We start from the raw sequence: 12,245 nt of genomic DNA, 5'->3' as shown, positions 1-12,245 counted from the left end.
GTCCATCCCCCGCCACCGCTCCCCTCGGGGTCTCCCTTTGGGGGTAAGCCCGCGGGAGACGATCCCGCGGGCCGCGATGGGTCTAATCCGGTCAGCCCGCCTGCTTGACGCGCATGTACCACTCGACCAGGCGGCGGACCTGCCGCTCGGTGTAGCCACGGTCCTTCATCCGCTCGACGAACTCACCGTGCTTCTTCTCGGTCTCGCTGTCCTTCTTCGAGCCGAAGGAGATCACCGGCAGCAGTTCCTCCACCTGGCTGAACATCCGCCGCTCGATCACCTCGCGGATCTTCTCGTAGGAGGTCCAGGACGGGTTGCGCCCGCCGTGCTGGGCCCGCGAGCGCAGGGCGAACTTCACCACCTCATTGCGAAAATCCTTCGGGTTGGCGATACCTGCGGGCTTCTCGATCTTGGTGAGTTCCTGGTTCAGCAGCTCGCGATTGAGCAGCTGCCCGGTCTCCGGGTCCTTGAAGTCCTGGTCCTCGATCCAGGCATCGGCATAGTCGATGTAGCGGTCGAACAGGTTCTGGCCGTAATCGTGGTAGGATTCGAGGTAGGCTTTCTGAATCTCGTGGCCGATGAACTCGGCGTAGCGCGGCGCCAGTTCGCCCTTGATGAATTCGAGGTAGCGCTTCTCGGTCTCGGGCGGGAGCTGCTCGCGGCGCAGCGACTGCTCAAGCACGTACATCAGGTGGACCGGGTCGGCCGAGACCTCGGTGGTGTCGTGGTTGAAAGTGGCGGCCATCACCTTGAAGGCGAAGCGGGTCGAGATCCCGTCCATGCCCTCGTCGACGCCGGCGGTGTCCTTGTATTCCTGCATCGAGCGGGCACGTGGATCGACCTCGCGCAGGGACTCGCCGTCATAGACCCGCATCTTGGAGAAGACGTTCGAGTTCGCGTGCTCGCGCAGGCGCGAGAGCACCGAGAACCGGGCCAGCATCTCCAGGGTGCCGGGGGCGCAGCGGGCCGAGGCGAGTTCCGACCCCGAAACCAGCTTCTCGTAGATCCGCTGCTCCTCGGTCACCCGCAGGCAGTAGGGCACCTTGATGACGTAGATGCGGTCGATGAAGGCTTCGTTGTTCTTGTTGGTCTTGAAGCTCTGCCACTCGGCCTCGTTCGAGTGGGCGAGGATGATGCCGGTGAACGGGATCGCCCCGATATTCTCGGTTCCGACGTAGTTGCCCTCCTGCGTGGCGGTGAGCAGGGGGTGCAGCATCTTGATCGGCGCCTTGAACATCTCGACGAATTCGAGAATGCCCTGGTTTGCCCGGTTGAGGCCGCCCGAGTAGGAGTAGGCGTCGGGATCGGCCTGGCTCAGGGTCTCGAGCTTGCGGATGTCGACCTTGCCGACCAGGGACGAGATGTCCTGGTTGTTCTCGTCGCCCGGTTCGGTCTTGGCGATCGCGATCTGGCGCAGGCGGGACGGGTTGACCTTGACGACCTTGAACTTCGAGATGTCGCCGCCGAACTCGTCGAGGCGCTTGAGGCACCAGGGGCTCATCAGACCGGTGAGGCGCCGGCGCGGCACGCCGTAGCGCTCCTCGATCATCGGCCCCATCGTCTCGGGGTCGAACAGCACCAGCGGGCTCTCGAAGACCGGGCTCATCTCGTTGCCGGCCTTGAGCACGTAGATCGGGTGCACCTCCATCAGGGCCTTCAGCCGCTCGGCGAGGGACGACTTGCCGCCGCCCACCGGCCCGAGCAGGTAGAGGATCTGCTTGCGCTCCTCCAGGCCCTGCGCGGCATGGCGGAAGAACGAGACGATGCGCTCGATCGTCTCCTCCATGCCGTAGAACTCGGAGAAGGCCGGATAAATCCGGATGGTCCGGTTCATGAAGATCCGGCCCAGGCGGGAATCCCGCGCCGTGTCGATGAACTCGGGCTGGCCGATCGCGTCGAGAATGCGCTCCGGCGCACTCGCGTACATCAGGGGATTGTCACGGCAGGCTTCGAGATATTCGGACAGCGACAGCTCCGCGTCCCGACGGGACTCGTAGCTGCGCGCGAAAGTTTGAAAGAGGTCGCTCGCTGACGGCATTGGCATTCCGGACCCTCACGACATCGCCAGGATCATCCTGTCCCGCCTCGGATGCAATCGATATCCCCATGTTTGTCGCAGCGCGGCGACGGAAGGAGGGGTGCGGAGGCGGCCAGGAGCCTGTATGCAGGCCGGCTGCGGGCAAGGCGCGTGCCGCGGCGGCCGGGAAAGTTGCAGATCCGCCAATGCGAAAGCCGGTGACCCACCGGCCCTGTGCCGTAAAGGCCACGCCTGTTCCGGTTTTTCCACACCCCTCGGAGCGCCGTCGGCAGCCCCGCGGGACAGGGGAGGAACGCCGGCCGTCAGGTCAGCGTTCCCGCTTCGTTTCGTCCTGCGCGTCGGGCGCAGGGCCGACCGGCGCTCAGAGGTCGGTGCTGTCCTTCTTCGCGCCGTCCTTGCCGCTGTCCTTGGGGCCTTCCTTGGTGCCCGCGGCCCCGACCGTCAGCTTGATCGTCTGGGTGCTCACGTTGCCGTCGGTGCCCTTGATCTCCACCGTGACCTCGTCGCTGCCGGTGAAGCCGGCCTTGCTCTCGTAGAACAGGGCCTGGACGTTGGCCTCGGCGTTCGGGCATCGATAGGTGGCGGGGGTCTTCACCTTGCCGGCGCGCTGGATCAAGGCGCCGTTCTTCGGCGGGCTCGTGACCTTCAGCTCGGGCTGCGGCCCGAGCGAGCAATCCTTCTTCAGGTTCGGCACCATCACCAGCCGGACCTGCTTGCCGGAGGCGACGGAGTGCTCGCGGACCTTGGCGGCGGTCTGTGCCAGGGCGGGGCCGGCGGCCAGCACGGGCCCGGCGGCCAGCAGGACGGCGAGCGCCAGGGTCGGGCGGAAGGGGCTGGTCATGTGGGCTCAAGCTCTCCGAGGGGATGCCGGCCGCATGTGGTGAGCGGGCCCGTCCGCGTCGAGAGCCGCGCCGTCGGTTCCGTGGTGGAAACCGCCGTCAGTGCAGGACCAGCATCACGAACAGGTTGAACAGCCCGAGCAGGGCCACGCCGCCGAGCCAGAGCCAGTAGCCCCGTCCCTCGACCGGATAGTCGCCGATCATCATGCCCCCTCCCCCGGCTCGTCGCCGGTCGCCGCCTGAAGCACCGCCAGCGTGGCGCCGGTCACCCGGGCGATCTGGGCCGGCGTGAACTCTCCCGCAAGGGCCGAGGCGAGCCCGCGCTCGACCCGCGCCCGCTCGCCGGCATCGCCGATCGGGTCGGCGGGGATGTCGGTCTCGCGCAGGCGGCAGGCATCCCGGATGGTGTCGGCGGCCTTGCGCAGCACCTCGCGCTGGTCGGGCGTCATGTCCCAGAGCGGGTGGCGCAGGCGGGAGATCACCCGCCTGGCATCGCGGTAGTCCCGGTCGACCACGGGGATCGCCTCGATCTGGCTCACCAGCAGCACCAGTTCGAGCACGTCGGCCGTCGCCTCCGGGCAGGTGCGCACGACGCGCATCAGCCGCGCGATCAGCTCGGTGGTCGGAGAAGCGTGGCGGCGGGATTCGGCCATGTGCGCGTAACGCGGTGCCGGGCGGTGGGTTCTGCGATCTCGCGAAAAATGCTGCTTTGGGAGCTGGCGCACCCGTCTGTTCGAGCCGGGTTGCGGGAGACTCGAACACGTATCAGAGTATTCCGTAGTCCTCGCGCATATGGTTGAGGTTCCTGGATCGCATCCCGAGTCCCGATGCGGTGACATGAAGGTCTGCGTCGGCCGTGAGGATTTCACAGGCGTCCGTGCAGCTCTCGAGAATCGCCGCATCGGCAACTCCAAGTCGCCTGTATTCTCGTCTCGATGTTGCGACCTTGCTGGCGACGTCCCGCTCGCAATGGGCGTGGATGAAACTCTTGAACGTTTCCATGATGATTCTTCGTTCGGGATCGCGATGCTGGCGCAGCAAATTGGCGGCTTCAGACACCGTGTTCGGGAGCAGGATGAGACTCGGCTCCGATCCCAACAGCAGCATCAAGAGATCGAAATCCTGAATCGGGACTCGGTTAAATTTTTATGTTTTCTGATCATGCTACGATCGGCCTGTCCGACCGCAAGCAGGACGATCAACTGCGTATCCAAGATGATGCTACGCCTCATGGCTCGCCGAGGACACGAGTCTTCATCGACGGAAATTCGCTGTCGCTTTCGGGAATTCGGACGATTTTGTAGATCTGGCGCGTGGGCCGCTGCAAAGGATTTTTTCTGATAGCCTCGACAGAATTCGTCTCGAAGTCTGGTTGGAGGAATCCAAGCGTTATAAGCCAAGACCTGTCCAGCTTATCAAATTCGACCTCTTCAAGTCGGATGTCAGATATTTCTTCGTCAGAGAAGACATCTGCCGGATAGTGCTTGGCTCTGGATACCGCTTCCTTCACTTCCACGGCCGACTCCATTTCGCATGAGCAAGAGGATGCCGCGCACCCCTCGATCGTCAACGTCCCGCTCCATCCTGATGCGCCGCGTCAGGGATCAATGCGAATAGGGTCAGCGCCGTACCTACTTGCGTGAGCCATCGCTCACGGAACCCGACATTCTCACCTGGGCGATCTGCCGCCGGCATGCTCGCAGTTCGTCCAGCACCGCGTTGAGGCTCGCCCGGTCCGCCCGCCCCAGCGGCGGCGGGGCGGTCTCGGGCTCCGGCTCGTGGTCGGATTCGACGAAGGCCGGGGCGACCTGCTCGCCGCGGCCGACTGCCTGGACGAAGCGCATGCCGCGCTCGCGCAGGACGCGCTGGGCGCCCCGGATCGTGTAGCCCTGGCCGTAGAGGAGGCGGCGGATGCCGCGCAGGAGGTCGACGTCGTCGGGCCGGTAGTAGCGCCGGTTGCCGCCGCGCTTGAGCGGGCGCACCTGGGTGAAGCGGGTCTCCCAGAAGCGCAGCACGTGCTGGGGCAGGTCGAGATCCTCGGCGACCTCGCTGATGGTGCGGAAGGCGCCGGGCTCCTTCTCGGGCAGGAGCGCCCGGCCGGGGGCGTCGGCCCCGCCAGGCTCGGGAAGATCCTCGTCCTCGATCGGCATCCCGGTCATCGGCCCGATCCTGCGTCAGCCCATGCGCCAGCGCAGACGCGGCTCACCCGTCGTCGTCGTCCGGGGCGGCGTCGCCGTTGATCCGGGCCTTGAGCACGTTCGAGGGCTTGAACACCATCACCCGGCGCGGCTCGATCGCCACCTCGACGCCGGTCTTCGGGTTGCGGCCGACCCGCTTGCCCTTGTCGCGCACCACGAAGGAGCCGAAGGAGGACAGCTTCACGGTCTCGCCGGAGGAGAGGCAGCCGCAGATCTCCGACAGCACGGTCTCCACCAGGGCGGCGGATTCCGTCCGCGACAGGCCGACCCGCTGGTAGACGGCCTCGCTCAGATCGGCCCGCGTGACCGTCTTGCCTGCCATCGTGCTGCTCCCCCGGCGGCTGATTCACGAACAACGTATGTCTATGATCGCGCACGCTAATCGGCGATGCGCGCCGGGTCAACCGGGCGCCGGGCGGGTTCCCGGATACTTTACAGGTCTACCAGCGGATCAGCGCGCTGCCCCAGGTGAAACCGCCGCCGATCGCCTCGATCATCACGAGGTCGCCGCGCTTGATCCGGCCGTCGCGGCAGGCCGCATCGAGGGCGAGCGGGATCGAGGCGGCCGAGGTGTTGCCGTGGCGGTCGACCGTCAGCACCACCTTCTCGCGGGCGATGCCGAGCTTGTCGGCCGAGGCCTCGATGATCCGCCGGTTGGCCTGGTGCGGCACGAACCAGTCGAGATCCTCCGCGGTGGTGCCGGTGGCCTCGAAGGCCTGCGCGATCACGTCGGTGACCGAGCCGACGGCGAACCGGAACACCTCCTTGCCGACCATGCGCAGCTTGCCCGTCGTCCCGGTCGAGCCCGGCCCGCCATCGACGTAGAGCTTCTCCCGGTGGCGGCCGTCGGCCCGGAGCTGGCTCGTCAGCACGCCGCGGTCGCCGGAATGGCCCTCGCCGGGTTGCGCCTCCAGCACCACGGCGCCGGCACCGTCGCCGAACAGCACGCAGGTGGTCCGGTCCTCCCAGTCGAGCAACCGCGAAAAGGTCTCGGCGCCGACCACCAGGGCGCGGGTGGCCGCTCCCGTGGTCAGGAACTTGTCGGCGGTGGCGACCGCGTAGACGAAGCCGGCGCAGACCGCCTGGAGGTCGAAGGCGGCGCCGGCGTGGATGCCGAGCCCGGCCTGGATCTGCGTCGCGGTCGACGGGAAGGTGTGGTCCGGCGTCGAGGTCGCGCAGATCACGAGGTCGATCGTCGAGGGATCGATGCCGGCATCGTGCAGGGCGGCCTGCGCCGCCTTGATGCCGAGCACCGAGGTGGTCTCGTCGGGTTCGGCGATGTGGCGCTGGCGGATGCCGGTGCGCTGGATGATCCAGTCGTCCGAGGTCTCGACCCGGGCGGCGAGGTCGTCGTTGGTGACGACGGTCCGCGGCAGGTAGGAGCCGCAGCCCCGCACCACCGAGCGAAGGCGGGTCATGATCTCCTCCCCAATCCCGTACCTATGCCGAAGCCTGAGCCGGCGCGGCGTCGAGGCGCTCCCGGATCGTCCGCATCAGGTCGTGGCGGGCCATGTCGTGGGCGATGTCGATGGCGCTGGCGAAGCCCTCGGCGTCGGCGGCGCCGTGGCTCTTGATGACGATGCCCTCGAGGCCGAGGAAGACGCCGCCATTGGCCCGGCTCGGGTTCATCTTCTCGCGCAGGGCCCGGAAGGCGCCGCGGGCGAACAGGTAGCCGATCTTCGCCATCAGCGTCCGGCCCATCGCCCCTTTCAGGTACGCGGCGATCTGCTTGGCGGTTCCCTCGGCGGTCTTGAGGGCGATGTTGCCGGTGAAGCCCTCGGTCACCACCACGTCCACGGTGCCGCGGCCGAGATCGGTGCCCTCGACGAAGCCGTGATAAGCGAGGCCGGGCAGGTCGGCCTCGCGCAGCATGCGCGCCGCCTCCTTGACCGCCTCGTTGCCCTTCATCTCCTCGGTGCCGACGTTGAGGAGCCCTACGGTCGGCCGGTCGAGGTCGAACACGATGCGGGCCATCGCGGCGCCCATCACCGCCATGTCGACGAGGTGGTTGGCGTCGGTGCCGATGGTGGCGCCGACATCGAGCACCACGCTCTCGCCCCGCACCGTCGGCCACAGGCAGGCGATGGCCGGGCGCTCGATGTGCGACATCGTCTTGAGGCAGATCTTCGACATCGCCATCAGCGCGCCGGTATTGCCGGCCGACACCGCGGCGTCGGCCTCGCCGTCGCGCACCGCCTGGATCGCCTTCCACATCGACGACTTGCCGCGGCCGGAGCGCACCGCCTGGCTCGGCTTCTCGTCCATGGCGACCGCCACGGTGGTGTGGCGGATCTCGACCGCGCCCTTCAGGCGCGGCTCGGCCGCGACCAGGGGAGTGAGCACCGCCTCGTCGCCGAACATCAGGAAGGTCGTCTCGGGGTGGCGCTCGCGGGCGAGCCCCGCACCGGGCACGACCGTCGAGGGACCGTGATCGCCGCCCATCGCGTCGAGCGAGATGCGCACTCTCTGGGACATGGGGGTGTCGAACAGCCTCTCGGATCCGCCGGGGACACGGGAACAAGGAAGGGGGTCCGCGGCGCGGCGGAAAATAGCGACCCGGCGCCGGGCCGCAAACGAATTCTGAAGCCTGGGCGTGGGGCGTCGGCCCGTCGTCAGCCGTCCTTCCCCTCGGGTCCCTGGCCCTTCAGGCCCTGGAGCGCGGCGAAGGGCGTCTCCTCCTCTTCAGCCGCCGGCAGATCGAAGGCGACGCCGGGCTTGCGCGGATAGGGGTCGAGGCCGAGCGCGAGGAACTCGGCGGTCAGGCTGCCGAGGTCGATGCGGCCGTTCACGATCGGGTCGGGGATGTCGGCATCCTCGGCCGGCGTGCCCGCGAAGGCGTCCTGGTCGGCGAAATCGACGTCGACCTCTTCCGTCACCGTGCCGTCGAACGGCTCGAGAGTCACCACGCAGGTCTGGGTCAGCGCCGCCTCGACGGTGCCGGTGACCTGGAGCCGGTGCAGCGAGCCGGACAGCCGGTAGGTGCCGGCGAGCCGTGCGATTCCCGGCAGGCCGAAATCGCGGGCGAGCGCGGCGCGCTCCTCCTCGTTGGCCTCGACGGTGACGGGCTGGCCGGTCTTCAGTGTGCGCTCGACCAGGATCGGGCGGGAGAACGGGCCGACGCTGTCGGGGGTCATGGACGTGCCTTTAGTTCGATCCTGGATGAGCGAGGGACCCGGACGCGGCGACCTTGCGAGGCGCGCGGTCGGGCCCGATCCCTCCGAGATGCGTCGCGCCCCGCCCCGGCGCAAGAGGCCGGCGGGATGCGCGCAAGAGGCGGTGACGCGGGGATCCGCGTCAGGCCTGCGCCGGGCCGCCGAACCCCGCCGGGTCGGGCAGGGCCGGGCCCGTCGCCATCAGGGCGTCGAGGTCGGTCCCGGCGAGGGCGGCATCGGCCGCCGCCACGTAAGCCGCGAGGCCTCGCGCCGCCTCGGGCTCCTCGCGGGCCAGCACGTTGCGGGCGAGCGTCGCCGCCAGGGCGTCGCGGTCGCCGGCATCGAGGGCGGCGTCGTAGGCGCTCGCGCGGCCGTAGAAGGCCTGCGCCAGCTTCTTCATCCGCTTCGATACCCCCATATCGCCGACCCCGAGCTCGCGCAGGGACGAGTCGAGCTGCTCGAACACCGAGTTGACGAGGTCCTGGGCCACGTCCGCCGCCGGGGCGGGAAGATGGCGCAGGCGGCGCAGCACCAGCACGACGTGCAGGCACAGGGCCTCGAACCGGCCCTCCACCGTGTCGGGCACGCCGAGATCGAGGTAGAGCGCCGGCACCCGGGCCCCGGCATTGATGCGGATGTGCAGCGCCTCGATGGCGCGCCGGCGGGCATCCTCGCGGCGGAAGGGGTTTCGAATCATCGTGAGGTGTCTCGCCTTCCGCATCGCCCCGTACCGCCACCGCGCCGGGGCTTTCCATCCATGGCCGAACATCGTCAGGCGAAGCTTGGCCGTGCCTTGCCAACGCCACAACCCCGGGGTACGGCAGCGGTCGCTTCTCGCGCAAGGCTGCCGTCCGGCCGGCCGACAACTGTCCCGCACCCGTTTCCCGAGGTCTCGATGCCGCGCCGCTTCACACCGTCGCTCCTCCGCCTCGCCGCGGCCGGCCTGATCGGTCTGTCGGCCGCGGGCTGCGTGATCGGCGAAGAGTTCCGGCACGGCTACATCATCGACGATGCCGCCGTGGCCCAGGTGCGGCCCGGTGCCAGCGCCGAGCAGGTGCTGCAGCTCCTCGGCACGCCCACCACCGTCTCCACGGTCGGCAACAAGTCCTGGTACTACATCAGCCAGAACACCCAGCGCACCGTGATGTTCATGGGCGAGCGCCCGAAGGACCAGCGCGTCCTGGCGGTGTACTTCAACGCCGGCTTCAAGGTCGAGCGCGTGGCGCTCTACGGCGAGCAGGACGGCAAGGTGTTCGACTTCATCTCCCGCACCACGCCGACCAGCGGCGGCGAGCAGGCCTTCCTCGGCCAGCTGATGCGCGGCCTGACCAAGTTCGAGCCGTTCGGCAACGCGCGGTAGGCGTTTGCGGGGCGCGCCGCGACCAGCGCGCCCTCGCCGACCCGCCGGCCTCCTCGGCCGGGACCTTCGCGGCTCTGGGCGCCGATCCCGGGCGCCGCCTGCACCACGAACGCGCGCCCTGCGGCAGGTCCGCAACGCCGCTCCCATCCCGTCGGACGCCCGCCAGCCCTGGGCGCGCGGGAACGGCCGCATCCGCGGGCTCAGGCTTGCGTGGGACCGATGACCCGACACCCGGCAGGCTGCCGCCCTGGGGATCACCGATGCCGCCGTCGACGACGCTCGGATCGGGCGAGCGATCATGCTGCAAGCCGAACGGATCGACGTCGTGCGGCAGGGCCTGGTCGAACCCTGCCATCTCGCCGGGCTTGACCAGCCACCGCCGCCCCGACACGAACGACGGAAACTCGCTCCTGCCCGGTTGCTTTTGCCCGGCTTGCTGTCGACGTCCGAGCTTTCCCCGGGCAGCCCTGCGCAGAGGGGGAGAGGTCCGGCCGTCGCGCCTGTCAGGACGGCGGTCGTCAATCCTCACACCACCCGGAGCGGCTTCTCCAGCACGCGCAGCACCTGCGCCAGGTCGTGGCCGCGCTTCAGGATCCGCCCGGTCTCGGCGATCACCGCGTAGGCGCCCTGGCGCCGGGCGAGGCGGGGATCCTTCTCGATGCGGTAGAGCGGTCGCTCGGAGGTGCGGCGGTGGATGGCGAACACCGCCTTCTCGCGGGTGAAGTCGATCGTGTAGTCCCGCCATTCACCCTCAGCGACCATGCGGCCGTAGAGGTTCAGGATGATGCGCAACTCGTCGCGATGGAATGACACCTGCGGTGCGGCGCGCGGGAATGGCACCACATGGGCGCCGGCGCTCCAGCTTTCGGCCGTCTCTCCTTCGCTCATCGTGTCTCCTGCCTGTCGGGGTGATTCGCGCCCGAGGGGCGCAGCGGTGGCGAGCCGGCGAACGGCCCACCTCCGACCATGATGGGATGACGCTGACAGCCCCGCAAGGGTTGCGCTGGAGAGACAGGTGGCCGGCAACGCGATGATGCGAAGCAGAAATACACGGAAACGGGCGCATTCGCCCACAAAACGCCACAATCGCGCCGCGCGCCGGCCTTGATGCGCGCGCAGGAGTAAGCCGACCTCATGGCCCAGCCCGTCGGCCGCTCCGGTACCCAGCCCCCCAGCCCCCGTGATGCCGGCGGGCCGGGCCTCCTCCGAGGTTTCGAGACCCAAATGACTTCAGGGCCGCCTCCTCGGAGCGCGGTCCTTTTTTGAGCCGGCGCCTATGGCTGCATCCACATCTGAGCGGCGAGCGCGCGGGCACGGGTGATCCGGATGTGGTCGAGCGTCCAGAACCCGATCGTCAGGGCGCCGGCCAGGAGCGCGACGGGCAAGGCGAGCGCCAGGACGGGGTTCTGCCGCGGCGGCGTGGTCATGCATCCTCCTCTTCGCGGGGTCGCTGCCCTTCGGGAACGCGCCCGCCGCCCAGAGGTGCCAGCAAGCCGTCCGTCCGCCAAGAGGGCTTCCCGGCCGCCAGAGGCTCCTGGTCCCGGGGCCTCACCCCGCCAGCGGCGCGAAGAAGCAGAACACGTAGCCACCGCGATGGCACCAGTGATAGCGCCCGTCCTGGCTCGGCCGCACCTTCGCCATCGGCACGAAGATCCCATGCGTCTGGTAGCCGCCCGGCACCTCGACGGCGTCGGAGATCGGCTCGCAATCCTGGTCCGAGCAGCACTCGTAGGGGTACCAGGAATGCGTCGGCTGGACGAGGGAGAGCGCGGCGACGGCGAGGGCGACCTTCATGGACGGCGTACCTCCAGCGGTTGAATCCGGGCCGAGCGGGGCCGGAGACCGGGAGCGGCATGCGGCGTGCCAAATGCCCCGCGCCAAGCGCGAGCGCGTCATCGACGCGCAGGGCTTTCGGCGCGCATCCTCCCCGATCCGGCGCACGTTCGTCGGCTCCGATCATCGCGCCGCCCCGCCCGGAAGGGAACGTCACCGATTGTACTGGGAGGAATTTCGAAACCGGGACGACCGCACATCTGCGCGATGCGCCCGTTCGATGCCCGCCACGCCGCCCGCTACCCCATCCTCACCGGCTGCGACGAGGTCGGCCGCGGCGCGCTCTGCGGCCCGGTGATCGTGGCGGCGGTGCATTTCGACCCCGCCGCCCTGCCGGGCGACCTGCTGAATGCCCTCGACGACAGCAAGCGCCTCGACGCCGCCACACGCGAGCGCCTGGCACCGCGGATCCAGGCTGCCGGGCGGGTGGCGCTCGCCGGCGCCTCCCGCGACCTGATCGACCGGATCAACGTGCGAGCCGCCACCCTCGACGCCATGCGCCGCGCGGTCGGACGCCTCGGGATCGACGCGGAGGTGGCGGTGGACGGGCGCGACGTGCCGCCCGGCCTGCCCCTGCCCTGCCGCGCGCTCGTCGGCGGCGACCGGCTGGTGCCGCAGATCGCCGCCGCCTCGATCGTCGCCAAGGTGGTGCGCGACCGGCTGATGCGGGCGCTGGCCCTGCGCCACCCGGCCTATGCCTGGGAGCGCAACGTCGGCTACGGCACCGCCTTGCACCGGTCGGCGATGGCGAGCCTCGGCCTCACCCGGCACCACCGGCTCAGCTTCAAGTCTCGCAAGGGGTGAGTCGGCGCATGCGCGTCCCGC

The 12,245-nt window shown here is 69.0% G+C and carries 16 protein-coding genes; 2 read left to right on the top strand and 14 right to left on the bottom strand.

Annotated features, from left to right (window positions below; genetic code table 11):
- Window positions 1–91: 91 nt before the first annotated feature.
- From MFF64_RS08450 to MFF64_RS08400, 11 genes are all read right to left on the bottom strand, one after another.
- Window positions 92–2,044, bottom strand: a complete 1,953-nt coding sequence (locus MFF64_RS08450; protein WP_099908080.1) for a PrkA family serine protein kinase — start codon at window positions 2,042–2,044, stop codon at window positions 92–94.
- Between the two features lie 355 nt (window positions 2,045–2,399).
- Window positions 2,400–2,879, bottom strand: coding sequence for a 4-aminobutyrate aminotransferase (locus MFF64_RS08445; protein WP_099908078.1), 480 nt, complete (start codon window positions 2,877–2,879; stop codon window positions 2,400–2,402).
- Between the two features lie 201 nt (window positions 2,880–3,080).
- The gene (locus MFF64_RS08440; protein WP_099908076.1) at window positions 3,081–3,530 is read right to left on the bottom strand and encodes a hypothetical protein; all 450 of its coding nucleotides are present in this window, start codon (window positions 3,528–3,530) and stop codon (window positions 3,081–3,083) included.
- A gap of 112 nt (window positions 3,531–3,642) precedes the next feature.
- Window positions 3,643–3,987, bottom strand: coding sequence for a PIN domain-containing protein (locus tag MFF64_RS08435; protein WP_238190406.1), 345 nt, complete (start codon window positions 3,985–3,987; stop codon window positions 3,643–3,645).
- A 118-nt stretch (window positions 3,988–4,105) separates the two neighbouring features.
- Window positions 4,106–4,393: a hypothetical protein gene (locus MFF64_RS08430; protein WP_099908096.1), complete on the bottom strand. Its 288-nt coding sequence runs from the start codon at window positions 4,391–4,393 to the stop codon at window positions 4,106–4,108.
- Window positions 4,394–4,508: 115 nt separating this feature from the next.
- Window positions 4,509–5,036, bottom strand: a complete 528-nt coding sequence (locus tag MFF64_RS08425; protein WP_238190405.1) for a MerR family transcriptional regulator — start codon at window positions 5,034–5,036, stop codon at window positions 4,509–4,511.
- Window positions 5,037–5,079: 43 nt separating this feature from the next.
- Window positions 5,080–5,397, bottom strand: a complete 318-nt coding sequence (locus MFF64_RS08420; RefSeq protein ID WP_099908074.1) for an integration host factor subunit alpha — start codon at window positions 5,395–5,397, stop codon at window positions 5,080–5,082.
- 118 nt (window positions 5,398–5,515) lie between these two features.
- Window positions 5,516–6,493, bottom strand: a complete 978-nt coding sequence (locus tag MFF64_RS08415; protein WP_099908073.1) for a beta-ketoacyl-ACP synthase III — start codon at window positions 6,491–6,493, stop codon at window positions 5,516–5,518.
- Window positions 6,494–6,515: 22 nt separating this feature from the next.
- Entirely contained in the window at window positions 6,516–7,550 is a 1,035-nt protein-coding gene (plsX, locus tag MFF64_RS08410) for a phosphate acyltransferase PlsX (RefSeq protein ID WP_099908071.1), read from the bottom strand.
- 137 nt (window positions 7,551–7,687) lie between these two features.
- On the bottom strand, window positions 7,688–8,209 hold the full coding sequence (locus tag MFF64_RS08405) for a YceD family protein (RefSeq protein WP_238190403.1): 522 nt from the start codon (window positions 8,207–8,209) through the stop codon (window positions 7,688–7,690).
- Between the two features lie 160 nt (window positions 8,210–8,369).
- Window positions 8,370–8,924 (bottom strand): ubiquinol-cytochrome C chaperone family protein, encoded by a 555-nt coding sequence (locus MFF64_RS08400; protein ID WP_099905437.1) that lies wholly within the window; start codon window positions 8,922–8,924, stop codon window positions 8,370–8,372.
- Between the two features lie 198 nt (window positions 8,925–9,122).
- On the opposite strand from MFF64_RS08400, the gene MFF64_RS08395 reads away from it, so the two are divergent.
- Window positions 9,123–9,587 (top strand): outer membrane protein assembly factor BamE, encoded by a 465-nt coding sequence (locus tag MFF64_RS08395; RefSeq protein ID WP_099905439.1) that lies wholly within the window; start codon window positions 9,123–9,125, stop codon window positions 9,585–9,587.
- Window positions 9,588–10,112: 525 nt separating this feature from the next.
- Here the strand turns inward: MFF64_RS08395 and MFF64_RS08390 are convergent.
- The 3 genes from MFF64_RS08390 to MFF64_RS08380 all read right to left on the bottom strand — a co-directional run bounded on the left by MFF64_RS08390 (window position 10,113) and on the right by MFF64_RS08380 (window position 11,381).
- Window positions 10,113–10,475 (bottom strand): DUF2794 domain-containing protein, encoded by a 363-nt coding sequence (locus tag MFF64_RS08390; RefSeq protein ID WP_048452352.1) that lies wholly within the window; start codon window positions 10,473–10,475, stop codon window positions 10,113–10,115.
- A gap of 386 nt (window positions 10,476–10,861) precedes the next feature.
- Complete coding sequence (locus MFF64_RS08385; RefSeq protein ID WP_165795809.1) at window positions 10,862–11,014, bottom strand: hypothetical protein; 153 nt, start codon at window positions 11,012–11,014, stop codon at window positions 10,862–10,864.
- Between the two features lie 121 nt (window positions 11,015–11,135).
- The gene (locus MFF64_RS08380; protein ID WP_099905441.1) at window positions 11,136–11,381 is read right to left on the bottom strand and encodes a hypothetical protein; all 246 of its coding nucleotides are present in this window, start codon (window positions 11,379–11,381) and stop codon (window positions 11,136–11,138) included.
- Between the two features lie 246 nt (window positions 11,382–11,627).
- On the opposite strand from MFF64_RS08380, the gene rnhB reads away from it, so the two are divergent.
- A complete protein-coding gene (gene rnhB / locus MFF64_RS08375) occupies window positions 11,628–12,224 on the top strand; it encodes a ribonuclease HII (protein WP_099905443.1) in 597 nt (198 codons plus the stop codon).
- Window positions 12,225–12,245 lie beyond the last annotated feature (21 nt).

This window comes from Methylobacterium frigidaeris (genome assembly GCF_022179185.1).
GTDB classification, from domain to species: Bacteria; Pseudomonadota; Alphaproteobacteria; order Rhizobiales; family Beijerinckiaceae; genus Methylobacterium; species Methylobacterium frigidaeris.
The sequence above is the reverse complement of the archived record's forward strand: the minus strand, read 5'-3'. Positions and strand labels throughout refer to the sequence as shown.